The organism is Neobacillus sp. SuZ13 (assembly GCF_030123365.1).
Classification (GTDB): domain Bacteria; phylum Bacillota; class Bacilli; order Bacillales; family Cytobacillaceae; genus Neobacillus.
The window spans coordinates 1,184,072-1,209,632 of sequence record NZ_CP126107.1; the positions used below are offsets into that span (position 1 = coordinate 1,184,072).

General features: G+C 39.2%; 21 protein-coding genes. 20 read left to right on the forward strand and 1 reads right to left on the reverse strand.

Features of this window, described 5'->3' with window-relative positions; genetic code table 11:
• Positions 1-49: 49 nt before the first annotated feature.
• The gene (locus tag QNH17_RS05625; RefSeq protein WP_283877805.1) at positions 50-1,534 is read right to left on the reverse strand and encodes a peptide MFS transporter; all 1,485 of its coding nucleotides are present in this window, start codon (positions 1,532-1,534) and stop codon (positions 50-52) included.
• Between the two features lie 280 nt (positions 1,535-1,814).
• On the opposite strand from QNH17_RS05625, the gene QNH17_RS05630 reads away from it, so the two are divergent.
• The 20 genes from QNH17_RS05630 to QNH17_RS05725 all read left to right on the forward strand — a co-directional run bounded on the left by QNH17_RS05630 (position 1,815) and on the right by QNH17_RS05725 (position 25,546).
• Complete coding sequence (locus tag QNH17_RS05630) at positions 1,815-3,146, forward strand: diguanylate cyclase domain-containing protein (RefSeq protein ID WP_283877806.1); 1,332 nt, start codon at positions 1,815-1,817, stop codon at positions 3,144-3,146.
• Positions 3,147-3,304: 158 nt separating this feature from the next.
• The gene (locus QNH17_RS05635) at positions 3,305-4,069 is read left to right on the forward strand and encodes a MerR family transcriptional regulator (protein WP_283877807.1); all 765 of its coding nucleotides are present in this window, start codon (positions 3,305-3,307) and stop codon (positions 4,067-4,069) included.
• Between the two features lie 57 nt (positions 4,070-4,126).
• The gene (locus QNH17_RS05640; protein WP_349632581.1) at positions 4,127-4,306 is read left to right on the forward strand and encodes a GyrI-like domain-containing protein; all 180 of its coding nucleotides are present in this window, start codon (positions 4,127-4,129) and stop codon (positions 4,304-4,306) included.
• A gap of 309 nt (positions 4,307-4,615) precedes the next feature.
• Positions 4,616-5,629 (forward strand): ABC transporter ATP-binding protein, encoded by a 1,014-nt coding sequence (locus QNH17_RS05645; RefSeq protein ID WP_283877809.1) that lies wholly within the window; start codon positions 4,616-4,618, stop codon positions 5,627-5,629.
• A complete protein-coding gene (locus QNH17_RS05650) occupies positions 5,610-6,578 on the forward strand; it encodes an ABC transporter ATP-binding protein (RefSeq protein ID WP_283877810.1) in 969 nt (322 codons plus the stop codon). The genes QNH17_RS05645 and QNH17_RS05650 overlap by 20 nt, the downstream gene beginning before the upstream one ends.
• A gap of 52 nt (positions 6,579-6,630) precedes the next feature.
• Positions 6,631-8,247, forward strand: coding sequence for an ABC transporter substrate-binding protein (locus tag QNH17_RS05655; RefSeq protein ID WP_283877811.1), 1,617 nt, complete (start codon positions 6,631-6,633; stop codon positions 8,245-8,247).
• A gap of 129 nt (positions 8,248-8,376) precedes the next feature.
• Positions 8,377-9,384, forward strand: a complete 1,008-nt coding sequence (locus QNH17_RS05660; RefSeq protein WP_283877812.1) for an ABC transporter permease — start codon at positions 8,377-8,379, stop codon at positions 9,382-9,384.
• Between the two features lie 16 nt (positions 9,385-9,400).
• Positions 9,401-10,300 carry a nickel transporter permease gene (gene nikC / locus QNH17_RS05665; protein WP_283877813.1) on the forward strand — a complete coding sequence of 300 codons (900 nt, stop codon included), beginning with the start codon at positions 9,401-9,403 and terminating at the stop codon, positions 10,298-10,300.
• A gap of 434 nt (positions 10,301-10,734) precedes the next feature.
• Positions 10,735-11,211, forward strand: a complete 477-nt coding sequence (locus tag QNH17_RS05670; RefSeq protein ID WP_283879440.1) for a shikimate kinase — start codon at positions 10,735-10,737, stop codon at positions 11,209-11,211.
• 48 nt (positions 11,212-11,259) lie between these two features.
• A complete protein-coding gene (aroD, locus tag QNH17_RS05675) occupies positions 11,260-12,024 on the forward strand; it encodes a type I 3-dehydroquinate dehydratase (protein WP_283877814.1) in 765 nt (254 codons plus the stop codon).
• A 209-nt stretch (positions 12,025-12,233) separates the two neighbouring features.
• Positions 12,234-13,271: an N-acetyl-gamma-glutamyl-phosphate reductase gene (gene argC, locus QNH17_RS05680; protein ID WP_283877815.1), complete on the forward strand. Its 1,038-nt coding sequence runs from the start codon at positions 12,234-12,236 to the stop codon at positions 13,269-13,271.
• A gap of 56 nt (positions 13,272-13,327) precedes the next feature.
• Positions 13,328-14,557, forward strand: a complete 1,230-nt coding sequence (argJ, locus tag QNH17_RS05685) for a bifunctional ornithine acetyltransferase/N-acetylglutamate synthase (protein ID WP_283877816.1) — start codon at positions 13,328-13,330, stop codon at positions 14,555-14,557.
• A 15-nt stretch (positions 14,558-14,572) separates the two neighbouring features.
• Entirely contained in the window at positions 14,573-15,370 is a 798-nt protein-coding gene (gene argB / locus QNH17_RS05690) for an acetylglutamate kinase (protein ID WP_283877817.1), read from the forward strand.
• Entirely contained in the window at positions 15,370-16,569 is a 1,200-nt protein-coding gene (locus tag QNH17_RS05695) for an acetylornithine transaminase (protein ID WP_283877818.1), read from the forward strand. The genes argB and QNH17_RS05695 overlap by 1 nt, the downstream gene beginning before the upstream one ends.
• Before the next feature lie 5 nt (positions 16,570-16,574).
• Positions 16,575-17,651: a carbamoyl phosphate synthase small subunit gene (locus QNH17_RS05700; protein WP_283879441.1), complete on the forward strand. Its 1,077-nt coding sequence runs from the start codon at positions 16,575-16,577 to the stop codon at positions 17,649-17,651.
• Positions 17,638-20,865: a carbamoyl-phosphate synthase (glutamine-hydrolyzing) large subunit gene (gene carB / locus QNH17_RS05705; RefSeq protein ID WP_283877819.1), complete on the forward strand. Its 3,228-nt coding sequence runs from the start codon at positions 17,638-17,640 to the stop codon at positions 20,863-20,865. Before QNH17_RS05700 ends, carB begins: the two co-directional genes overlap by 14 nt.
• Positions 20,858-21,835, forward strand: a complete 978-nt coding sequence (gene argF / locus QNH17_RS05710) for an ornithine carbamoyltransferase (RefSeq protein ID WP_283877820.1) — start codon at positions 20,858-20,860, stop codon at positions 21,833-21,835. Before carB ends, argF begins: the two co-directional genes overlap by 8 nt.
• A gap of 85 nt (positions 21,836-21,920) precedes the next feature.
• Complete coding sequence (locus QNH17_RS05715) at positions 21,921-23,132, forward strand: argininosuccinate synthase (protein WP_283877821.1); 1,212 nt, start codon at positions 21,921-21,923, stop codon at positions 23,130-23,132.
• 60 nt (positions 23,133-23,192) lie between these two features.
• Complete coding sequence (gene argH, locus QNH17_RS05720) at positions 23,193-24,569, forward strand: argininosuccinate lyase (RefSeq protein WP_283877822.1); 1,377 nt, start codon at positions 23,193-23,195, stop codon at positions 24,567-24,569.
• A 119-nt stretch (positions 24,570-24,688) separates the two neighbouring features.
• Positions 24,689-25,546: a carbon-nitrogen hydrolase family protein gene (locus QNH17_RS05725; RefSeq protein WP_283877823.1), complete on the forward strand. Its 858-nt coding sequence runs from the start codon at positions 24,689-24,691 to the stop codon at positions 25,544-25,546.
• Positions 25,547-25,561 lie beyond the last annotated feature (15 nt).

The following is a 25,561-nucleotide window of genomic DNA, read 5'->3' on the forward strand; positions in this document are numbered from 1 at the left end:
CTTCATCATCCGTTATTCAAGGGGTGAGAAAGCCAGGCACTTTTTTTAATTATTTTATCCCTTTCATGAATCCTTGAATCTTAGGTGATAACATTAATAGGATAATACCTAGGGCGATGGACGCTCCGCCAATCACACCAAAGTAGGTCATTTCTGTTTCAGGGGTGTAGAATTTAACAACTTGTGCATTCAATGCTTGTGCAGCAGCACTTGCTAAGAACCATAAGCTCATTGTTTGTGCTGAGAATGCTGCAGGTGCTAATTTAGTTGTTGCTGATAATCCTACTGGTGATAAACATAACTCACCAAATACAACGATTAAATAACTAAGAACAAGCCATAGTGGACTTACTAATGAATCTGTACCGCCAAGATAAGCCGGGATAAGAATAACTAGGAATGACAAACCAGCAAATAATAATGATAATGAGAACTTTTGTGGAATCGATGGCTGACGATTTCCTAATTTAACCCAGATCCAAGCAAATACTGGTGCAAAGATGATAATGAATAACGGGTTTAAAGATTGGAACCATGCTGGTGAAATCTTAATTCCCATCCAGTCTAATTGAGTCCGCTTATCCGCATAATTGGCAAGGATGGTTGAGCCTTGTTCTTGAATGGCCCAGAACATTACCGCTGCAATAAATAATGGAATATAGGCAATAATTCTTGAACGTTCAACTGTAGTAGTTTTTGGACTGCGATACATGACAACGAAGTAAATCGTTGGGATTAAGATACCAAGGAAAGTGACAATATTAATAAAGCTAGCAAAAGTTAAAAGACCGTTTGGTATCAGTATTGCACATAAGATAACAAGAATAACTACACCAATACCAATCATCATGAAGACTTTTTTCTTCTCTGCAGGAGCCAGTGGATTCGCAACCATCGTTCCAGCAAGGCCTAGATTTTTTTTCTTAGTAACACTGAATACGACTAATCCTAAGAACATACCTACTGCTGCAATAGAGAAACCGATGTGGAAGTTACTTATCGACCCAACGATTAATGGAGATATGAATGCACCAAGGTTTATACTCATGTAGTAAATAGTAAAACCTGCATCACGACGTTCGTCCTTTTCGCTGTATAATTCACCTACTGCGGAAGAAACATTCGGTTTAAGCAACCCAGTACCTAGGACAATCAATACCATGGATACAAAGAACATAGCAACACTGCCAGGAACAGCAAGCGCTATATGTCCAAACATAATTAAGATTCCACCGTAGAACACGGCTTTTGAAGAACCAAAGATCCGGTCAGCTAGCCAGCCGCCAATGATTCCAGACATATAAACAAGTGATCCATAAATGGACATGATCGAAAGTGCGAGATTTTGATCAATGCCCAATCCACCTTTAGAAACTTCATAATACATATAGAAAACAAGGATGGCTCTCATTCCATAGTACGAGAATCGCTCCCAGAATTCAGTAAAGAAAAGGGTAGATAGTCCTTTAGGATGTCCAAAAAAACCTGTTTGAGGTACACTATCCACAATTTTCTGTCTATTGATGTTTGACATGTTATTACCTCCCTTTATATTATATTATAATACTTTCTGAAGTTTTGAATTGTCAAAAACATTTTTTAGTAAAAGAAGTTACAGAAGGTTGTAAACATTGATAATACTGAATTTTAACTAATTTAGATCGGAAAAGAAAGTTTTTTTAAAATAATAAATACATTCAGAGAAAAGGGACTTTTCGCTCTACTAGAGTAATAGATAATTATTTATCTTTAATTTTTGTTTAAAAAGAGCAAACTATACTAATAAGAAATCCTCCATTTTTGAAAGGCGAATTATGAGTGAAAATAAAAATAATCTTGAATCATTAAATAAAATCGATTTATTTTTTCAATTATTTAACGATATGTCAGATTTAGTCTACCTTACAAAGGTGGGAAAGGACGGTCAGTTCAGCTATGTACTGGCGAATGAGCCTGCTCAGAACTTTTCTGGACTAACGTCAAAATCCTTTGGTAAGCCCATAGAGGAAGTATTACCTGAAGAAGTTTTTCATATAATCGAGGAGAAATACAAGCAGGCGATAACTGCGAGGGAGTCAATTACATACGAGGATCGGATTGTTGTTCCTCCATCATACTCAAATAGGCTGAATAATAAGTATTCACCTGGTCAGTTCGTTTATTGGGAATCAACTATTACCCCTTTATGGAATCAAGAAGAGGAGTGTACCCATTTGTTGGCGGTGGTACGTGATGTAACCGAAAGAAAAGAGAGAGAAAATGAATTAAAACGGATGAATGATCGTTTTGAACTAGTATGGAACAGTACCGCAGATGCGATGTATACCTTTGATCGACACCAAAACTTTGTATCGGTAAATAAATCATTTATAAATTTATTAGGTTGGACCGAGGGTGAAATTCTTAATGATTGGACCATTAGTATTATTCCTAAGAACAGTAAAGACGATTTAAAGGAAATTATTAAGAGGGTAAAAAGTGGCGAAGTGGTTCCTTCCCATGAAGTACAGCGGATTACAAAGGAAGGGAAATTAATTGATGTATTAGCATCCTATTCCCCTATTTATGATGGTAACGGAAATTGGGATGGAGCAGTGGTGGTATATAAAGATATTTCTGAAAGAAAAAAGTATGAAGATCAATTAAAACACCATGCTCTCCATGATTATTTAACAGGAATGCCTAATCGAAATTTCTTTTCAATAATGTTAAAAGAAGAAATGACCCGAGCGGAGAAGTCTAAAAGAACACTTGCAGTGTTTTATCTCGATATTGATAAATTTAAAGTCATTAATGATACATTAGGACATGATATTGGTGATGAATTACTAAAGGAATTTTCAAGGCGTGTAAAAGCTTGTATTCGAGAGAAAGATTTACTGGCTCGCATAGGTGGTGACGAGTTTGGCATTCTTATTACTAACTTACATGATAAAAAGAAATCCATTGAAATTGCAGAAAGAATCTTATCCTCCTTCAGAAACAATTGGGTAATCGAGGGGCACCATTTAAAAGTAGCTTCAAGTATTGGCATATCCTTCTATTCTGATCCCTATAAACAGGATGAAAAATTGCTGCTGAAACAAGCAGATATAGCCCTATACAAAGCAAAAGGAAACGGCAGAGGCAACTATCAGGTCTATTAGAATTAATTGGGTGCCTGACACCACAGATGGATATTTGTCCATCTGTGGTGTCAGGCACCTTTTTCCTCGCCGCTAAACGGGCGCTTCCGCTTTTAAATTGTTATTGACATTGACGTTGCGTAAAGGTGTATCGTTAGTTTTACAAGGAGGGGAAACGAATGGAATATACTGTGCAGAAGCTTGGAAGTCTAGCGGGAGTTAGCACCAGAACACTTCGGTATTATGATGAAATTGGGATTCTTAAGCCGGCAAGAATTAATTCGTCAGGATACCGAATCTATGGTCAAGCAGAAGTGGATCGCTTGCAGCAAATCTTATTTTACAGGGAATTAGGGATCAGTTTAGAGAACATTAAAGAAATTGTGACGGCTCCTTCCTTTGACGGGGCAACTGCACTGAAAGAGCATCGTAAAAAACTCCTTGAGAAAAAGGAACAATTAGAATTGTTAATTGCAAATGTTGATAAGACAATTGCAGTAACGGAAGGGAGAATGAAAATGTCAAATAAAGAAAAGTTCGAGGGCTTTAAGAAAAAAATGGTGGATGAAAATGAGAAAAAATATGGAAAAGAGATTCGTGAAAAGTACGGCGATGATACCGTAAATAAGTCCAATGCGAAACTTCAAAATATGACACAAGAGCAATATGAGGAGGTGACTAAGTTAGCTGAACTGATCACAGAAACCCTTGCTGAGGCTTATAAAACAGGAGACCCTGCCGGAGATTTAGCTCAAAAGGCTGCTGATCTCCATAAACAATGGTTATGCTTCTATTGGAATGAATATAATAAGGAAGCTCATGCTGGTCTTGCACAAATGTATGTGGATGATGAAAGATTTACCGCCTATTATGATAAAGAACAGCCTGGTACGGCAGCGTTTCTAAGAGATGCCATTCATATTTATACCGGTATGAAAAAATAATTTTTTATAAAAGAAACTGGAGCTAAATAAACTATGGGCTGTCTTTCTTACCAAATTATGCATATCGGACCATTCGATAATGAACCAGAAAGTTTCGCTAAAATGGAGTTCTTTTGTAAGGAAAATGGCTATCTTCGAACAAGTAAAATCCACCGGGAAATTTATCTATCTGACCCGCGCAGGACTGATGTACAAAAACCAAAAACTGTATTGAGATTCCCTGTAAGACACCAATAGTCTTGCAGGGTTTTTTATTATTTTTAAGGATCTTTTAGTATTTTAGTATTTAAATTTAGGATTTTTTAAGGATCTTTTAGTATTTTAGTATTTAAATTTAGGATTTTGGTGAAAAACTTCAAACGTCCTTTATTGCATCAACGCGGCTCTGTGTAACTGGAATATTTTGAACTTTTTTCACGTAATTGACAAAAATGGATAGTACCACTAAAGTTATATATGTCATAATAATTTTAAAATTTACTATATTATTATATTTCTGATAAAAGGAATACATAAAAACAAACGAATGAACAGGTAGGTGCAAATGTGGAAAAGGATCCTCTTCTTCGAATAAAAGACTTAAAGGTGTCTTTTCAATCAGGGAAAAAATTCATTCCGGCTGTCGATGGTATCAGTTTTGATTTAAAGGATGGCGAAATATTAGGGATCGTTGGTGAATCAGGAAGTGGTAAAAGTGTCACTTCTCTAACGGCCATGGGGTTGATTCCTTCACCACCAGGGAAAATCGAGAATGGCGAGATTATTTTTGAAGGTAAAGACTTGAAAAATTTATCCGAAAAAGAATGGCGCAAAATCCGCGGTAATCAGATTTCAATGATATTTCAAGAACCAATGACCTCATTAAATCCGCTGTTTACGATTGGTAATCAATTAATTGAAGCGATTCGCTTACATACAGACCTTTCAAAGAAAGAAGCCATGGCACGAAGTATTGAATTATTAAAGCTTGTTGGAATCCCGAGGGCAGAAGGAATAATTAAAGATCATCCCCACCAGCTTTCGGGCGGGATGAGGCAGCGGGTTATGATTGCCATGGCAATGGCCTGTAATCCTAGGGTGTTGATTGCAGACGAGCCAACAACCGCACTCGATGTGACAATTCAAGCACAAATTCTAGCATTGATGAAGGATTTAAATAGGAAGACAAATACAACGATCATTCTCATTACCCATGATTTAGGGGTCGTTGCTGAAATCTGTGAACGTGTCATTGTCATGTATGCTGGGCAAATCGTCGAGCAGGGTGATGTTAGAACGATTCTCAAAAATCCTCAACATCCTTATACGAAGGGCCTGCTAAAATCTGTACCCGATTTAAGAGGGAAAACAGATCGGCTGTATAGTATTCCAGGCACAGTTCCTACTCCAGGGACGATTCATAAAGGCTGTCGATTTGCGGCAAGATGCACGGAGGCATTCGCGGAGTGCCAGGAAGAAACACCAGATTTATTTAAAATGGCAAAAGACGGACATGAAGTACGCTGTTTCCTACATACATTGGAGAAGGAGAGTGACAACCATGTCAGAGTTACTTCTTGAGGTTAATGGGTTAAAAAAGTACTTCCCGATTACAGGCGGCCTGTTTGGAACAAAGCAAGGCGAAGTCAAAGCGGTTGACGATGTATCTTTTTACGTTAGAAAAGGAGAGACATTGGGCATAGTTGGTGAAAGCGGCTGCGGAAAATCTACCACCGGCCGGCTCCTTATGCGTTTGATTGAAGCTAGCGACGGAAAGATTGTTTTTGAAGATAAAGAGATTACTAGTATGTCAAAATCGGAATTAAGAAAAACCCGGCGTGATATCCAGATGGTGTTCCAGGATCCCTATGCATCGCTTAATCCAAGACATTCTATTGAACAGATTCTAGAAGAGCCTTTGATCGTTCATGGAATTGGGACAAAAGAGGAACGCAAAAAGCAAGTGAGAGATATGCTTGAAGTCGTAGGTTTAAGCAGCTACCATGCAAAAAGATATCCACACCAATTCAGTGGTGGTCAGCGTCAGCGGATTGGAATTGCAAAAGCGTTAATGACGAAACCGAAACTAATTATCGCGGATGAGCCTGTGTCAGCGCTTGACGTATCGATACAGGCCCAGGTTCTAAATCTGATGAAGGATATTCAAAAAGAATTCCAGCTTACATACATTTTTATCGCTCATGATTTAGGAGTAGTACGCCATATTAGTGATCGCGTGGGCGTGATGTATTTAGGAAGATTAATAGAGTTAGCCGAAAGTGAGGAGCTTTATGAAAATCCAAAACATCCATACACAAAGGCACTTCTTTCAGCGGTACCAATACCAGATCCTGATATTAAGAGGGAAACTATTTTTATAGAAGGAGAACTTCCCAGCCCAGCAAATCCTCCTTCAGGCTGTGCTTTCCATACACGCTGCTCACTGGTGATGGATATTTGTAAAAATACTAGACCAGCGGAACAAAACCTGAACGGTCATTTTGTCGCATGTCACTTATATAACAAGTGATTTGCAGCATTTATGATAAAGAAAACAAAAATATAGGGGGTTAAAAAAGCTTATGAAGAAGAAATCTTTTAAACTGCTATTGATTTCTCTATTAGCCATCAGCATGTTTTTAGTTGGCTGTAGCAGCAAAACGAATGAAGAAGCAGGCGGCAAGAAAGATCCTGCCACAAGTGGCGGAGCGAAAAAGGATACACTAGTATATGGTCGTGGTGGAGATTCTACATCGCTAGATCCGATTACAACAACTGAAGGTGAAGCATTCAAAGTAACAGAAAACATTTATGAAACATTAATCCAATATGGTGACCAAGATACCACGATTAATCCAGGACTTGCTGAATCGTGGGAAGTGACACCTGATGGCTTAACTTACACCTTCAAGCTTCGTCAAGGCGTTAAATTCCATGATGGTACTGATTTTAATGCAGATGCGGTTGTTTTTAACTTTGATCGCTGGATGAATGGGGATGCTGATAAATTCCCTTATTACACTATGTTTGGCGGATTTAAAAAGGATGAGGGCCACGTTATTAAAGAAGTTAAAGCCTTAGATGCGAACACTGTTCAATTTGTTTTAAAACGTGCACAGGCTCCATTCTTAAAGAACCTGGCGATGTCTCCGTTTGGAATTGCAAGCCCTACCGCTGTTAAAAAATTCGGTGACAAGTTTAGACAGAATCCTGTTGGTACAGGTCCATTTAAATTCGTTGAGTGGAAAGAAAACGATACTATTACTTTAGAAAAGAACCCTGACTATTGGCAAAAAGGTTTGCCTAAGTTAAACAAAGTTATTTTCCGTGTAATCCCTGAAAATACTGCACGTCTTAACGCGCTTGCAAATGGCGAGATTGATGTGATGGATGGACTGAATAATTCAGATGAAGCGACTGTAAAAGGAAATGCCAACCTACAAGTAATTGAACGTCCTTCTATGAACGTTGGTTATATCGGTTTAACAACCACTCGTAAACCATTTGATAATAAATTGGTTCGTCAAGCAATTAACTACGCTGTCGATAAAAAATCGATTATTGATGCGTTTTATGGTGGAAAAGCTCTAGAGGCTGTCAATCCAATGCCTCCTTCTATTGAAGGCTATAATAAATCAGTTGAGCCGTATCCATATGATTTAGAGAAAGCTAAAGCATTATTGAAAGAAGCTGGATACGAAAAAGGATTTGAAATTGACTTATGGGCAATGCCTGTTGCGCGCCCTTATATGCCTGAAGCACAAAAAGTAGCTGAAGTTATTCAAGAGAGCTTAAGCAAAATCAACGTCAAAGCCAAAATCCAATCTGTGGACTGGGCTACTTACTTAGATAAAGCAGCAAAAGGTGAATTTGATATGTTCATGCTTGGCTGGACAGGTGACAATGGGGATCCAGATAACTTCCTATACACATTGCTTGATAAAGACAGCATTGGAAGTAATAACTATTCCCAATACAGTAATGACAAATTACATGACGTTTTAATTAAAGCACAAACAGAAATTGATCAAGCAAAACGTAATGCATTATACGAAGAAGCACAAGTAATTATCCATGATGATGCGCCATGGGTTCCACTTGTTCACTCTACACCGTTGTTAGCAGCAGGGAAAGATGTGGCAAATTACTTACCGCACCCAACTGGATCAGAAGCATTAACTAAAGTTGAATTTAAATAATCATGGCTGAAAGGGGGAGGGAGTTTAGCCTCCCCTTTTGTTAGCTAAGCACATTCATAACGATTGAAAAAAATGGTTTTGTGGCAGCGTCTATCTAGTCGCTTATGCTTTACAGTGAGGTGAAATAAATTGTTAACATATACAGTCCGCCGGGTGTTTTCATTAATACCTGTTTTAATAGGGATGACACTTGTTGTTTTTGCCATTATCCATGCTATTCCAGGAAATCCCGCTCAGGTAATTCTTGGTCAGAGAGCAACGGCAGAATCTATTGCCACGTTAACGAAGGAATTAGGGTTGGACAGGCCCTGGTACATACAATACGTAGATTATATTAATGCCCTGCTCCATGGGGATTTAGGAGTTTCACTGCGAACAAGGGGGCCAATTAACGAAGAAATATGGCCATACTTAGCAGCAACGGCAGAACTAACTGTTGTAGCTATGTTTATTGCCATCATTGTTGGAGTTAATGCAGGGATCGTCAGTGCCTGGTTCTCCAAATCATGGTTTGATTATGTTGCGATGGTGCTTGCACTGATTGGAGTGTCACTGCCGATTTTTTGGCTTGGTTTAATGGAACAATGGGTGTTTTCTATTGAATTAGGATGGCTGCCGACGACAGGAAGAGAGAATGTAAGAGACCCCGTTTCAGCGATTACTAATTTCTATTTAATAGATACTTTATTACAAGGAAGAACCGATCAGTTTGTTACTGTCCTTAAACATTTGGTCCTGCCTAGTATTGCCCTTGCCACCATTCCAATGGCGATTATTGCTAGAATGACGCGGGCAACCATGCTTGAGGTGATGAAGTCGGATTATGTCCGTACAGCGAGAGCAAAAGGACTGAGCATGTTTTGGGTCGTATATAAGCATTCCTTAAAAAATGCTGTCATCCCTGTATTAACAATTATCGGGCTGCAAACGGGCCTTTTACTTGGAGGAGCAATTCTAACGGAAACGATTTTTGGCTGGCCGGGAATTGGGAGATACCTCTATGATGCCATCGGCTACCGTGATTATCCGGTTATACAGTCGGGGATTTTAATTATTGCGGCAATTTTTGTACTTATAAATTTAATCGTGGATTTATTGTATGTGTTTGTAGACCCACGAATTAAATACACGAAATAGAGGAGGGGAACTAAAAGTGGCGGAACTTGAAAAAAAACCGGCAAATATAACGACGGTAATTGTTGAAGAAAAGCTGACACCTCCCTGGAAAGAAGCATGGATATCATTTTATAAAAACCGATTAGCTTTAGTGGGGTTAGGGATTGTTGTCTTTTTTATCATTATTGCAATAATTGCCCCGATTATTGCTCCATATAGTTATAAAGAACAAGTCCTAACCGACCGAATGCTACCGCCTTCTAGTAATCATTGGTTTGGGACAGACGACTTTGGACGTGATATTTTTTCTAGGATTGTATATGGCGCTAGAATATCTTTGTGGGTAGGCTTTTTCTCAGTATTAGGGTCTGTTGTGGCAGGGACATTTCTTGGAATTATTGCTGGTTACTACGGGCGCTGGGTAGATGCAATTATCTCACGCATTTTTGATATTATGCTAGCCTTTCCAAGTATTCTTTTGGCGATTGCCGTTGTTTCAATTTTGGGGCCATCCTTGCAAAATGCATTGATTGCGATTGCGGTTATTAATATCCCGAACTTTGGACGACTTGTTCGCTCTAAAGTATTAAGTGTGAAACAGGAAGAATATATTATGGCGGCCCGTGCGGTTGGAATGAAAGATTCCCGAATTCTACTTCGTCATATTTTACCAAATAGTATATCACCAGTAATCGTCCAAGCTACTTTAGCGATTGCTACAGCTATTATTGAAGCAGCAGCCCTTGGTTTCCTTGGTATGGGAGCGCAGGCACCGACACCTGAATGGGGAAAAATGCTCGCTGATTCCAAAAATTATATTACACAGGCACCATGGACATTATTCTTCCCAGGGATAGCCATAATGCTAACCGTCCTTGGCTTTAACTTAATGGGCGATGGACTAAGGGATATACTTGACCCGAAAATGAAACAATAGACGTAGAGACCCCTGTGTGGGTCTCTTTCTTTATAAGGATAAGAAAGATTAAGTTTTTGAACTTAGATTACTGTCTAGCGCAAGTGGCCCTAGCGGCTAGTGTCCTTCGCTCTCCGCCCTACGATAAGTCAAGCACGAATGCGCCTCCGGCTCTTCGTGTTTCCTTTATCTCAGTTGGAGCGCTCCACAAGGAAGGCTTCGGCAGCATAGGCATCGCACGAAGAAAGAGCGTTAGCTCTTTCGAGGAGGCCATACGCCGCTGAACAGGGCGCTTGCGCTTTTCTTTGGTGTCAGGTACCAATTAATCATTCTTACTTAAAAAATTGTCTAAAATCTCAAAATAGCATTATAATTATGCTTAATAATTTGTTTTATCCTATTGGGGGTTTGAGATTTTGGAGAGCAGAGATAAGAGTATTGTTTTTATTGGCTTCATGGGTGCTGGAAAAACTACGATCGGCAAGAAGGTCGCGGCTAAACTTAACCGTGAATTTATTGATATTGATGAAAGAATTGAAAAAGAGTATAACATGCCGGTATCCCAGATTTTTACTGAGTTTGGTGAGACTGAATTTAGAGATAGAGAAAAAAGCTTAATTGTGAGTCTAGCAGAACAGAAGCAAAAAGTTATTTCTGTTGGCGGAGGTGCCTTCCTTCAAAAAGAGATTAGAGAGACGTGTTTAGCATCTTGTATTGTGATTTTCCTCGAACTATCATTGGAAGCCTGGAAGGATCGATTAGGATTAATTATTGATAGTCGGCCGGTATTAAAAGGAAAGTCAATAGAAGAAATGGAAGAGCTTTTTTATAAAAGACAAGACATTTACAAGAACCATCATTTAAAGATTTCCACCGATCATAAAAGCGCGGAGGAAATTACGGACCTAATTGTAAAAGAATTAATTTCTTAGGGGACTAAACTTTTAGAAGTTTCAAAAGATCAATAAGGAGTGGGGATAATGCCTAAAACTATTACCGTTAGAGACCTCACAATTGGGGAAGGAATACCAAAAATCTGTGTGCCAATCGTTGGAGAGACTATTGCACAGTTAAAGGAAGAAGCTGATTTTCTTAAAAATCTCGACCTAGATCTAGTCGAGTGGCGTGTCGACCTTTTTGACCAAGTAGAAACTATTGAGAAAGTAAAAGAGGCGCTTATTGAACTTCGCTCAATCCTGCCTAATACACCACTCATCTTTACTTTTCGAAGTCACAAAGAAGGAGGCAATAAAGAAATTACCACATCGTTCTATTTTGAATTAAACAGGACCATTGCAGAAACTGGCTTGGTTGATATCATTGATGTTGAATTATTCAATGATGAAAATGAAATCAAGAAATTGATTGAAGATGCTCATGTGAAAAATGTCTTTGTTATTATTTCTAACCATGATTTTGAAAAGACGCCTGCAAAAGATGAAATTGTAACCCGGTTAAGGAAGGCACAAGAATTAGGGGGAGATATACCAAAAATTGCTGTGATGCCAATTAGTCCAGCAGATGTGCTCACCCTCCTAGATGCAACAAATACAATGAAGGAGCAATATGCGGATCGACCGTTCATAACTATGTCTATGGCAGGTAAGGGAGTCATTAGTCGATTGGCCGGCGAAGTATTTGGGTCCGCCCTTACATTTGGATCAGCCAAAAAAGCTTCAGCACCCGGACAAATCGCAGTTAAGGAATTAAGAAGCGTATTAACTTTGCTGCATGAAAGCCTATAAATTATTAAAAAACACTCATTGAGTGTTTTTTTTCTTTGGCTCAACATGCATAAAAAGTGAATAATCTTCCATCATTAAATGTAAGCGTTTTCAAAAATTTAAGCAGTAATTTTCATTAAAAACAGAAAATTAAGCTATTTTTCCATTGAATATTTATATGTGAATATGTATAATAATTCATTATAAAAGCAACTTAGGAGTTGGATAAATTGAAGGCTGCGATTATCGGTGGTACTGGTTATGGTGCAATTGAGTTAGTGAGGTTAATCAACAAACACCCCATTTTGGAGGTTGGTTCAATTGTTTCCAACTCCCAATCAGGGTCAAATTTTAGTGAAATTTATCCTCACCTTTCTGAAATTACTGATCAACCACTTGAAAATTTTGATGTTGATAAATTGTCTAAAAAAAATGAAATTGTGTTTTTGGCTACACCTTCGGGGGTGAGCAGTAGGTATGTTCCACAGCTTTTAGAGACTGGTATTAAATGTATTGATTTATCTGGAGATTTCCGGCTAAGGTCGGGTGATATATATGAATCATGGTATAAACATTCACCAGCAGAGGATAAATATTTACAACAAGCAACCTACGGATTAAGTGAAATTTATGCAGAAAAAATAAAGACTTCTAACTTAATAGCAAATCCTGGCTGTTATCCAACCGCCACAACGCTAGGTCTTATACCAGCGTTACAAACAAATTTGATAGATGAAAAATCGATAATCGTTGATGCAAAATCGGGAGTATCTGGTGCTGGAAGAGGACTTTCCTTAACATCTCATTACTCTGAAATCAATGAAAACTTAAAAGCTTATAAACTAGGAGCACATCAACATATTCCTGAAATAGAGCAAGTACTTTCAGATGAAAGTGGGAATCCACTAACGATTTCATTCACTACCCATCTTGTACCAATGACACGAGGAATCATGTGCACGATGTATGTGAATCTTAAAGAAAGAATTTCAACGAAAAAAGTTATAGATTTATATAAACATTTTTATCAAGAATCTCATTTTATAAGAGTACGGCCTGAAGGGAATATCCCTTCTACAAAAGAAGTATCCGGTTCTAATTATTGTGATATCGGCCTGCATGTTGATGAAAGAACAAACAGACTGACAATCATTTCAGTAATAGATAATTTAGTTAAAGGGGCTGCTGGGCAGGCCATCCAAAATGTAAATTTGATGAATGGTTGGGATGAGCGAACGGGGCTCACTGACATTCCGATGTATCCATAAGAAATACTACCTTGTTTAAATTGGAGAACGAAGGGAATTTGAAGGGGGAAATTAAATTGGCACAAGCAACATCCACAAACGAAATCGTTGTTATAGAAGAAGGTAGTGTTACCTTACCAAAGGGATACAAAGCAGGCGGCATGCACTGTGGAATAAAAAGAAAACGACTTGATTTAGGATATATCGTTTCAGAGGTTCCTGCAACGGCTGCAGGAGTATATACAACCAACATCTTTCAAGCAGCTCCACTATTAGTTACCCAAGAAAGTATCGCGAAAGAAAACAAGGTTCAAGCCATTATCGTGAACTCTGGAAATGCCAATGCATGTACAGGGGAACAGGGATTACTGGATGCATTCGCGATGCAAAAAAGTTTTGCAAACGAGTTGGGATTACAAGACCATCTCGTAGCTGTTACTTCTACCGGAGTCATCGGAGAACTTTTACCGATGGATAAAGTGTTAACAGGGATAAAACAACTCTTAAATCAAGAGAATCAAGATGAAAATAACTTTAAAAATGCTATCTTAACAACTGACACATGTGTCAAACATACTGGAGTGCAATTTAAAGTTGATGGAAAAACGGTTTCCATTGGAGGAGCATCTAAAGGGTCTGGAATGATTCACCCAAACATGGCTACCATGCTTGGATTTGTTACAACAGATGCAAACATTGCACAAGCAGACCTATTGGCAGCACTTCGAGAGATAACGAATCAAACCTTCAATATGATAACCGTTGATGGCGATACAAGTACAAATGACATGGTCCTCGTTATGGCCAATGGATTAGCAGAGAATACTCAACTAACAAAGGATCATCCAGAATGGCCACTTTTCAAACAAGGATTAAAAATTGTTTGTGAGTCACTCGCTAAAAAAATTGCAAGAGATGGTGAAGGGGCTACCAAACTAGTAGAAGTTCAAGTGAATGGAGCCTACAGTGAAAACGCAGCAAGTGCAGTCGGCAAAGCAATTATATCCTCCAACCTTGTTAAAACTGCTATTTATGGAACGGATCCAAACTGGGGTAGAATTGTAACTGCTATTGGCTATAGTGGTGTACCTGTTGAACCTAACGCGGTAAAAGTGGCAATTGGACCTTTCACAGTATTTGAAAATGGTTTGCCAAGCCACTTTGTTGAGGAAGAAGTAAAGGAATACTTAGAATCGGAAATTGTTAAATTGAGTGTTGAATTAAATCAAGGTGAATATAACGCTACAGCTTATGGATGCGACTTAACTTATGATTATGTGAAGATCAACGCATCCTACCGCACATAAGAGGAGGACGAGAGAATGAAATATATAGTCATTAAGTGCGGCGGAAGTGTGTTAGATAATCTCCCAAGATCCTTTTATGAAGATATTGTTTCACTTCATGAAGGAGGAGAATGGACGCCCATCATCGTCCATGGCGGCGGTCCATTAATTACCTCATTATTAAAAAATCTAAACGTTGACACCACTTTTGTGAATGGTCTTAGAGTAACCAATCACGAAGTATTAGATATTGTTGAAATGGTATTGAGCGGCTCTGTCAACAAACAAGTTGTCCGAAACATAATCGAAGTTGGGGGAAAGGCGATTGGCGTAAGTGGTGTAGATGGTTCCCTATTACAAGCTGAACCAACTGAAAATGCGGATACATTAGGATTCGTTGGTGAAGTAATTGGTGTCAACCATGAAGTAATCGAAGGAATCATTGCACAAGGTAATGTTCCAGTAATTTCTCCAGTCGGTATCGATGCTGGCGGACAGAGATATAACATTAATGGTGATATTGCTGCTTCAGCGATTGCCAAAGCATTGGGTGCAAATCTTTGCTTCATTAGTGATATACCTGGAATCTTAGTTGAAAAAAATGGTGCCAAGACAAAACTTGATAAAGTCTCAAAGGCAACCATCGAGGAACTGATCGATAATAAGACTATTTATGGTGGAATGATACCTAAAGTAAAAGCCGCCATTGATGGCCTTGTCCACAAAATTCCTGAAGTTAGTATTATCAATGGATCTGAAAAAAGCAGCTTAATAGATTATACGAACGGTAAAATGACCGGAACTAAAATTGTCTTAGAAGAGGGGATCGCGTAATGTCAATCAATAATTCCACCTCCCTGACCTCGCCAGTGATGGCAACATACAGCCGCTTCCCTGTCACACTAGTTAAAGGGAAAGGGAGCTATGTTTGGGATGAACAGGGAACGCAATATTTAGATTTCACTTCGGGTATTGCCACTTGTAACCTAGGGCATGTTCCTGATGTTGTAAAGGATGCACTTGAGGAGCAATTACAAAACCTGTGGCATTGTTCAAACCTCTATAATATCCCAAATCAGGAGAAGCTGGCGTCGCTTCTTACGGGTAATAGCTGCGGTGACCAGGTTTTCTTTTGTAATAGTGGAGCCGAAGCGAATGAGGCAGCGATTAAATTAGCAAGAAGATATGCCAGCAAAGTGAAGGGAAAAGAAGCACCTGAAATTGTCACATTTCAGCAATCCTTTCATGGGAGGACCCTAGCCACCTTATCGGCTACAGGACAAGAAAAAATTCAGCAGGGATTTTTTCCGTTAGTATCAGGGTTTAGTTATCTGCCATTTAATGATGAAGAAGCGCTGGAGTTGCTTTATACGATTGAGCCTGCAGCTGTTCTCCTAGAACTCGTTCAAGGTGAAGGTGGAGTCATTCCTGCAAACCATGAATGGGTCAAAAAGTTAGCGAAGATTTGTAAGGAAAGAGAAATACTCCTGATGGTTGACGAAATCCAAACAGGGATTGGCAGAACAGGTACACTCTTTGCTTATGAACAATACGGAATTGAGCCCGATGTCATTAGTATTGCCAAAGGTCTTGGCTCAGGTTTTCCGATTGGAGCGATTATCGCAAAAGAAGAGGCAGCCAAAGGCTTTGACCCAGGCAGTCATGGCAGTACTTTTGGAGGGAACCCATTAGCCACAGCTGCTGGAGTCGCAACGGTTAAACATATACATGACACGAACATATTAAATCAAGCAAACGAAATGGCTTCATACTTGGATAAAAAACTGCTTGTCATGAAGGAAGAGTACTCATTAATAAAAGATATCCGCGGACTTGGCCTGTTAAAAGGAATCGTTGTTGATACGAATGCCCTAGAAATCGTTCAAAAAGCACTCGAAAACAACCTTCTGATCCTTACAGCTGGTCCAAATGTGGTAAGGATTTTACCACCATTAACTGTCACAACTGAAGAAATAAATGAATTTATTAAAGCATTGGAAAAAACTTTCCAAAGTATTGAGAAAGGCGCGTGAGTAGTTTGCAGAATGGATACCTTACTTTGGAAACGGGCGAAGTCTTTGAAGGAGTACTAATTGGTGCTGAAAAAGATTCTCTCGGGGAAGTGGTTTTTAATACTAGCATGACGGGGTATCAAGAGATTATCACCGATCCTTCTTACGCTGGACAAATCATTACATTCTGTTATCCGATTATCGGAAATTATGGAATAAATGCAATTGACAATGAAAGTATCACACCAGCTTTGTCTGGGGTCATCATCGGTGATTTATGTGAAACTCCAAGCCATTATCAGTCAATCAATAAATTTTCTGAAAACCTTAAAGATGCAGGAGTTCCTGGGATTGCGGGAGTCGATACTCGACTTTTAGTAAAAACCATTCGCAGCCGCGGGACTGTAAAAGGATATCTAAGCAAAACAAAGAATAACGAAAATTTAGAATCAGATAATAGCTCATTTTGGGTAGAGAAAGTATCAACCAAAAAAATTCAATCTTTCAAAAACAACGGTCCGCATGTGGTGTTAATGGACTTTGGATATAAAAAGTCGATTCTTAACGCTCTGCTTGATGAAAACTGTGCGGTTACCATTGTTCCATATAATACGTCTTATGAAAAAATAAAATCATTGAATCCAGACGGAGTCCTGTTCAGTAATGGTCCTGGAGATCCGATGGATTTGAAAAAATGGTTTCCAGAAATAAAAAAGATTAGCCAAAACTATCCCACATTGGGAATTTGTCTGGGGCATCAATTAATAGCTTTAGCATACGGAGCAAAAACAACAAAACTTGCATATGGACATCGCGGAGGCAATCATCCAGTAAAAGAACTATTTACGGGGAAGGTAAAAATCACTGCACAAAACCATGGCTATGTTGTGGTTGATGAAAGTATAGACAACAAAGTATTTGATGTCACTTACCGTAATGTAAATGATCGGTCGATTGAAGGTTTGAAGCATAAGAATTTTCCAATTCAAACCGTACAATTTCATCCAGAAGCCCATCCAGGGCCAAGCGATACAGAGTATATCTTAAAAGATTTCGTAAGTCAGATAGCATCAATGGGAGAGACAGTATATGCCATTAAATAAATCCTTAAAAAAAGTACTAGTGATTGGATCAGGTCCCATCGTCATTGGGCAAGCTGCAGAATTTGACTATGCAGGTACACAAGCATGTATTGCCTTGAGAGAAGAAGGCATTGAAGTCGTTCTAATTAATAATAATCCGGCGACCATCATGACGGATGAAGCGGTTGCCGATAAGGTATATATTGAACCGCTTAATGTGGAAACCATTGAAAAAATTATCAAGAAAGAAAAACCAGACGGAATTATTGGCACCTTAGGCGGCCAAACTGGCTTGAATTTAACGGTTGAACTTTACGAACAAAATATTTTAAGTAAATACAATGTTGAATTATTAGGAACTTCTGTCGAATCCATTAAAAATGGAGAAGATAGAGAAAGGTTTCGCAGTTTGATGCTTGAAATTGGAGAGCCCATTCCTGAATCGGCTATTATTCACAGCTTTGAGGAAGGGGTATCTTTCGTTAAAGAAATTGGATATCCAGTCATTATTCGTCCTGCCTATACACTTGGAGGAGATGGCGGCGGCTTTGCTTACAATGAAGAAGAATTTGAAACGGTTCTAAAAAAAGGCTTAGCGGCTAGTCCAATTCATCAAGTATTAGTAGAAAGAAGTATTAAAGGCTGGAAAGAAGTTGAATATGAGGTTATGAGAGATGCAAATGATACGTGCATCATTGTTTGTAATATGGAGAATATGGACCCAGTTGGCGTTCATACAGGTGACTCGATTGTAGTCGCTCCATCGCAAACATTAACGGATGTCCAGTATCAAATGCTTCGTGATTCTTCAATAAAAGTAATTAAAGAATTACAGATTATCGGTGGCTGTAACATCCAGTTTGCACTGCATCCAGCATCGAATCAATATTACATTATCGAAGTAAATCCACGGGTGAGCCGTTCATCAGCCCTTGCATCCAAAGCAACCGGTTATCCCATCGCGCGGATGGCAGCTAAATGTGCGATTGGGTATCATTTGGATGAGATTGTGAACCCAATAACAGGTAATACGTTTGCTTCATTTGAGCCAGCGATTGATTATATTGTGGTGAAACTGCCTCGCTTCCCTTTTGACAAATTTCCTGAAGCAGATCGTACCTTAGGAACGCAAATGAAGGCGACTGGGGAAGTAATGGCGATTGATCGGACCTTTGAAGGTGCCTTAAACAAGGCTATTCGCTCGATGGAAATGAATGTCTATGGGCTTTGTCTCGAGGGAAATAAAACAATGGATGAAGAGAACTTAATTGGGCTTCTTAAACAAGCGAATGACCAGAGGCTTTTCATCATTGCAGAATCATTTAGAAGAGGAATCTCCCTTGAAAAGGTTCAACAAATCACCGAGATTGACCTATGGTTTTTGCACAAAATTAGCTCAATCGTTATGTTAGAAACGGAATTGGCTTCCTATAACTGGAATGATGTTCCTGTTTCCTTGCTCAAAGAGGCAAAACGAAATAATGTCGCCGATAAGCTATTATCTCAAATATATGCCATTCCAGAGAAACAAGTAAGAAGCAAGTGGAAAGAACTGAACTGGAAACCAGGCTATAAGATGGTTGATACTTGTTCGGCCGAATTTGATGCTGTCACACCTTACTATTATTCTACCTGGCATGGATTTGACGAGGTTGAGGTAACAAGCAAGAAAAAGATTCTTGTTATTGGCTCAGGTCCGATTCGAATCGGGCAAGGAATTGAATTTGATTACTGCTCGGTGCATGCTGCAAAAGCGATCAAGAAAAAGGGATACGAAGCAGTGGTTATCAATAATAACCCTGAGACAGTGAGTACCGATTATTCGGTTGCGGACCGCCTTTATTTTGAACCACTCGCTGCAGAAGATGTGCTCCATGTCATCGAAAAAGAAAAGGTCGATGGTGTTTTGATCCAGTTTGGCGGTCAAACAGCCATAAATATCGCCCATGCATTAGAAGAAGAGGGTGTAAAAATCTTAGGTACGACCGTGGAAAATGTCGATCGTTTAGAAGATCGAAAAGAATTTTATCAGCTGTTGGAGGATTTAAATATTCCGCATATTGAAGGAAAAACCGTTGCGCACCCGGAAGAACTGAAACAAGCAGCGGCTGCATTAGGATATCCAGTTTTAGTGAGACCATCCTATGTTATAGGCGGCCAATCCATGTTTACGATTTTTTCAGAAGCGGAATTGAACCAATATATAGCGCAGCTTGAGAAAAATTCACAAGCTTCTATGTGGCCTTTATTAGTAGATAAATATTTACCTGGACTAGAATGCGAGATTGATGCCATCTGTGATGGGAAAAATATCGTCGTACCAGGAATTTTTGAACATATAGAAAAAGCTGGTGTTCATTCTGGCGACAGTATCTCAGTGTTCCCGCCGGTGTCACTTTCAGAAAAAGTGAAAGAAACCTTAATTGATTACGCCGGGAAAATCGCTAACTCTGCACCGGTAATTGGAATCATGAACATTCAATTTGTAATCTATCAAGAACAGGTGAATGTACTTGAAGTCAATCCTCGTTCATCAAGAACAGTACCAATTATGAGCAAGGTAACAGGAATACCGATGATTGAATGGGCGACGCGTGTTCAATTAGGGGAAACGCTCACCGATTTATGTTCTACACAAGGACTAATGGATGAACCAGGTTATTTTTCTGTTAAATCACCGGTGTTTTCATCTAGTAAACTTAAAGGTGTCGACCATGTGCTCGGACCTGAAATGAAATCTACAGGTGAAGCACTTGGTATGGGAGTAACCTATCAAGAGGCTCTTGAAAAATCAATTCCATCCCTTGGCGGTCAATCAGAGGAAAATTATCTTTTTTGTTCCATCGCCGATCGAGATAAGCAAGCGTCACTTCCAATTGTGCAAGAACTTATAAAAAAACAATACAAGATTGCTGCAACAGAAGGGACAGCTGCCTATTTTCAAGACAATGACATTCAAGTTGAAAAAGTAATTAAGAGCGATGATGAAGTCCTTAATCTTTTCCGAAACCAGTCAATGAAGGCTGTTATTAACATACCGAATCAAGGTCGGAATAAAATTAAATTTGGGTTCCAGATTCGTGAACATGCTGTTCGCTACAAGGTACCTGTATTTACACACTTAGATACAATTGAAGCAATCATTGGCCTTGAAAAAGGGAAGAGATCCGATTTTGGGGTACGATCTGTGAATGAATATTACAAGTTAGAAGAGAGAGGTGCCGTTCATGGGTGAGGCCATTAATTTATTTGAAATTAGTAATAAAACTGTTCAGAAGCTGAAAGGAAAAGATTTCCTACAGCTTTCTGATTTCAGTACAGATCAAATCCTCTATCTTTTAAACGAAGCGGTAGAGATGAAGAAGCTCCAAAAACAAGGCAAACCACATCCGTATTTAGCCGGAAAGGTTTTAGGAATGATTTTTGAAAAATCCTCAACCCGTACAAGGGTATCATTTGAAGTAGGAATGCTGCAGCTCGGTGGCCATGCGATCTTCCTAAGTTCAAAGGATATTCAATTAGGAAGAGGAGAAAGCATATCAGATACGGCTAAAGTGTTGTCCCGTTATGTGGATGGATTAATGATTCGAACTTTTTCACATGATTCAGTAGAGGAATTAGCTGAACATGCAACTGTACCGGTCATTAATGGCTTAACCGATCTTCAACACCCAACACAAGTGTTGGCAGATCTATTAACAATACTAGAACATAAAGGGAAATTAGCTGGTTTAAAGCTATGCTATATCGGGGACGGAAATAACAATATGGCCCATTCCTTAATGGAGGGTGCCATGAAAGTCGGCATGGATATTAGCATTGCTAGCCCACCAGGCTATTTGCCTAATGGTAAAATAACCGAAGATGCCATCAAAGTGGGAAAACAAACTGGATGTTCCCTTATAATTACAAATGACCCTCAAGAAGCGATCAAAGGAGCAGATGTCGTCGTAACAGATGTCTGGACCAGCATGGGGCAGGAAGAAGAAACGGAAAAGAGATTGAAAGCATTCCAAGGTTTCCAAGTAAATGAAGAACTGTGCAATTTTGCAAATGAGGACTTTATCTTTTTGCATTGTTTGCCAGCACACCGTGGCGAAGAAGTAACGGCAGAGGTTATTGATGGTCCACATTCAGTTGTTTTTGATGAAGCTGAGAACCGCCTGCATGCTCAAAAAGCAATTTTAAAACTTTTACTAGAATAATAGTTTCATTTTCTATGGAACTTGTTGTATAATAATTCTATCAGTTGGATAAAAATACAGATATAGTAAGAGGAGAATTATAAAAATGACAAAAGAAAAAATCGTTTTAGCCTATTCAGGCGGTTTAGATACATCTGTATCAGTAAAATGGATTCAAGAAAAATACGGCTATGATGTGATTGCATTGGGTCTAGATGTCGGTGAAGGTAAAGATCTAGAAGCGATTAAAAATAAAGCACTAAATGTTGGTGCGGTAAAAGCTTATATGATCGATGCAAAGGAATTATTAGCAAAGGAATATATTTTACCAGCCTTAAAAGCGAATTGCTTATATGAAGGAAAATATCCATTATCATCAGCTCTTTCTCGCCCATTAATTTCTAAATTATTAGTGGAGGTAGCAGAAAAAGAGGGAGCAACTGCTGTTGCCCATGGCTGCACGGGGAAAGGAAATGACCAAGTCCGTTTTGAAGTTTCCATTCAAGCTTTAAACCCAAGCCTAAAGGTCGTTGCTCCTGTTCGTGAATGGGGAATGACTCGTGACGAGGAAATCAAATATGCAGAGGAAAACGGTATTCCAATTCCCGTTGATTTAGATAATCCGTTTTCAATTGACGCCAACATTTGGGGCCGTGCTTGTGAGGCAGGTGTGCTGGAAGACCCATGGGCTGAAGCACCAGAAGCAGCCTTCGATTGGACGAATCCGGTGGAATTAACTCCTGATACAGCAGAATATGTTGAAATCGAATTTGAACAAGGGGTACCGGTTGCTTTAAATGGCGAAAAACTTCCGCTTGTACAATTAATTGAAACGTTAAATGCGCTTGGCGGCAAACACGGTGTTGGCCGTATCGACCATATCGAAAATAGATTAGTAGGAATTAAATCTCGTGAAGTCTATGAAAATCCTGCTGCACTCATTTTAATCAATGCTCATAAAGAATTAGAGTTTTTAACCCTAACTCGCGAGGTCACTCAATTTAAGACACAAGTTGAACAGCAAATGGCTAAGATTATTTATGAAGGACTTTGGTATTCTCCTATCAAACCAGCACTTGATGCTTTTATTAATGAAACGCAAAAGACAGTTACAGGCACCATCCGCATCAAGCTTCATAAAGGGAATCATACGGTCGTTGGCAGAAAGTCTCCATTCAGCCTATACAATGAGGAACTTGCAACATACTCAAAGGGCGATGCGTTTGATCATAATGCAGCCGTAGGATTTATTAAAATTTGGGGATTACCGACTAAAGTCTACTCAGAAGTGAATAAAAAGGAATCTATTTTAAAATAATTCGGATTGCCCTCGAGTCCTTTTCGAGGGCTTCGTTATTAGGGTAGGGAGGAACACTACATGTCGAAATTATGGGGCGGCCGTTTTACAAAAGAAACTAATAAGCTGGTAGAGGAATTTACAGCTTCAATATCCTTTGATCAAAAGCTAGCTAAGGAGGATATCGCTGGGAGCCTCGCTCATGTGCAAATGCTGGGAGAGTGTGGCATCATTCCAATGGAGGATGCCGAGAAAATTAAGGATGGTCTTCTCTCCATAAAAAAGCTGGTTGATAATCATCAGGTCGAATTTTTAGTAGAAGACGAAGATATCCATATGAATATTGAAAAGCTATTAATTGAAAAGATCGGTCCTGTGGGTGGGAAACTTCATACAGGGCGCAGCCGTAATGACCAGGTGGCTACCGACATGCATCTGTATTTAAGAACAAAAACGACGGAACTTATTAAGTTAGTAGAAGATGTTCAACAAGCATTAATCCAACAGGCGAAAGAGAATGTCCAAACATTAATTCCTGGATATACTCATCTGCAGCGTGCACAGCCTGTATCCTTCGCCCATCACTTAATGGCGTATTTTTGGATGTTTGAGCGTGATAAAGAACGATTGATTGATAGTTTGAAGCGCATCAATTGGCTCCCGCTAGGTTCAGGGGCATTGGCAGGAACAACATTTCCTATTAACCGCGAACGTGTCGCTGAGTTGTTAGGATTTGAAACAGTTTATCCAAACAGTATGGATGCTGTTAGTGATCGCGACTTTATTCTTGAATTTCTATCAATCGGTTCGATTATCATGACTCATATTTCCAGATTATCAGAAGAACTTGTCATTTGGTCAAGTCAGGAGTTTCAATTTGTTGAACTGGACGATTCGTTCTGCACAGGGTCAAGTATTATGCCGCAGAAGAAAAATCCAGATGTACCAGAGCTTCTCCGTGGTAAAACAGGCAGGACCTATGGTAATTTAATCGGTTTGCTGACCGTTCTTAAAGGCTTACCTCTCGCTTATAACAAGGATTTACAGGAAGATAAAGAAGGTATGTTTGATACCGTTGAAACGCTTGAAGGTTCTTTAATGTTATTAGCACCGATGATTGAAACCATGACCGTTAATAAGGATATTATGCGTAAGGCGATTAACAATGATTTTTCTAATGCTACTGATATTGCCGATTATTTGGTGAGAAAAGGTCTGCCTTTCCGTGATGCTCATGAGGTGATCGGAAAAATTGTTTTATATGCGATCCAGAATAACAAATTTTTGCTGGATTTGAGCTTCGATGAATATAAAGACTTTAGTCCATTATTTGAGGAAGATATTTATGTGGTATTAGCTCCAGAGCATGTAGTGGCAGTTCGAAATAGCTTTGGTGGAACATCACCTGAGCAAGTTGAGAAGCAAATCAAGCTTGCTGAGGGGAAACTGCAGCGATAAAGATGAAATTCTAGAAGCCTGCCATTTGGCAGGCTTTTAGTTTGAATAAATTGTATTAATAGCGAAAATATTAGATAATCTCTTTATGAGAAATTTTTACAATTGAGTGGAGGGAAATAATGAAAATTCGTGTATCTGTCGTGCAATACCACCTACATACGATTCAATCCTTTGAGGAATTTGCTTCACAGTGTGAACATTATATAAAAACTGCCGAGGAGTTTGGGGCGGAGTTTGTCCTTTTTCCAGAGTTCTTTACTACCCAGCTATTATCGATTGGGAATGGACAAGGGCAAAGTCTAAGCATCAATGATTTGCCGAGATTTACTGAACAATATAAAGAACTATTTGCTAATTTTGCCAAAAATAAAAACATGCATATTATTGCAGGAACGCACGTGATTGAGAAGGATGGCAAGCTGTATAATACCGCTCATTTATTTTATCCAGATGGGAGGATTGGTGAACAAGCCAAACTCCATATTACACCGACCGAAGTCAATGAATGGAATATGGCACCAGGGGACTCCTTTCAAATCTTTGAAACAGAAAAAGGAAAAATCGCCCTCCTCACTTGTTATGATATTGAATTCCCAGAAATCGTGCGGATGGCAAAAGCCAAGGGTGCTGATGTCATTTTCTGTCCATCCTGTACAGATGATCGGCATGGTTTTCACCGTGTTCGCTATACCAGCCATGCACGTGCAATTGAGAATCAAATATATGTGGTCTTAACAGGAACAGTTGGTTCCCTTCCGACCGTTGACTTTATGCGCGCTAATTTTGGTCAAGCGGTAATCATTACTCCAAACGATATTCCATTTCCACCTAAAGGCATATTGGTTGAAGGTGAAATTAATAATGACATGATTGTGACTGGCGACCTGGATTTAAATTTGTTATATGAAGTAAGAGAACGAGGATCGGTTACAACCTGGCGTGATCGCAGAACGGATTTATACACAGACTGGGAATAGTAAACAGAAGGGGTG

Bases quoted from the DNA above. Each gene is read 5' to 3' on its own strand.
- QNH17_RS05625 (WP_283877805.1), bottom strand. From the start codon at position 1,534: ATGTCAAACATCAATAGACAGAAAATTGTGGATAGTGTACCTCAAACA.
- QNH17_RS05630 (WP_283877806.1), top strand. From the start codon at position 1,815: ATGAGTGAAAATAAAAATAATCTTGAATCATTAAATAAAATCGATTTA.
- QNH17_RS05635 (WP_283877807.1), top strand. From the start codon at position 3,305: ATGGAATATACTGTGCAGAAGCTTGGAAGTCTAGCGGGAGTTAGCACC.
- QNH17_RS05640 (WP_349632581.1), top strand. From the start codon at position 4,127: ATGCATATCGGACCATTCGATAATGAACCAGAAAGTTTCGCTAAAATG.
- QNH17_RS05650 (WP_283877810.1), top strand. From the start codon at position 5,610: ATGTCAGAGTTACTTCTTGAGGTTAATGGGTTAAAAAAGTACTTCCCG.
- QNH17_RS05655 (WP_283877811.1), top strand. From the start codon at position 6,631: ATGAAGAAGAAATCTTTTAAACTGCTATTGATTTCTCTATTAGCCATC.
- QNH17_RS05670 (WP_283879440.1), top strand. From the start codon at position 10,735: ATGGGTGCTGGAAAAACTACGATCGGCAAGAAGGTCGCGGCTAAACTT.
- aroD (WP_283877814.1), top strand. From the start codon at position 11,260: ATGCCTAAAACTATTACCGTTAGAGACCTCACAATTGGGGAAGGAATA.
- argB (WP_283877817.1), top strand. From the start codon at position 14,573: ATGAAATATATAGTCATTAAGTGCGGCGGAAGTGTGTTAGATAATCTC.
- QNH17_RS05695 (WP_283877818.1), top strand. From the start codon at position 15,370: ATGTCAATCAATAATTCCACCTCCCTGACCTCGCCAGTGATGGCAACA.
- carB (WP_283877819.1), top strand. From the start codon at position 17,638: ATGCCATTAAATAAATCCTTAAAAAAAGTACTAGTGATTGGATCAGGT.
- argF (WP_283877820.1), top strand. From the start codon at position 20,858: ATGGGTGAGGCCATTAATTTATTTGAAATTAGTAATAAAACTGTTCAG.
- QNH17_RS05715 (WP_283877821.1), top strand. From the start codon at position 21,921: ATGACAAAAGAAAAAATCGTTTTAGCCTATTCAGGCGGTTTAGATACA.
- argH (WP_283877822.1), top strand. From the start codon at position 23,193: ATGTCGAAATTATGGGGCGGCCGTTTTACAAAAGAAACTAATAAGCTG.
- QNH17_RS05725 (WP_283877823.1), top strand. From the start codon at position 24,689: ATGAAAATTCGTGTATCTGTCGTGCAATACCACCTACATACGATTCAA.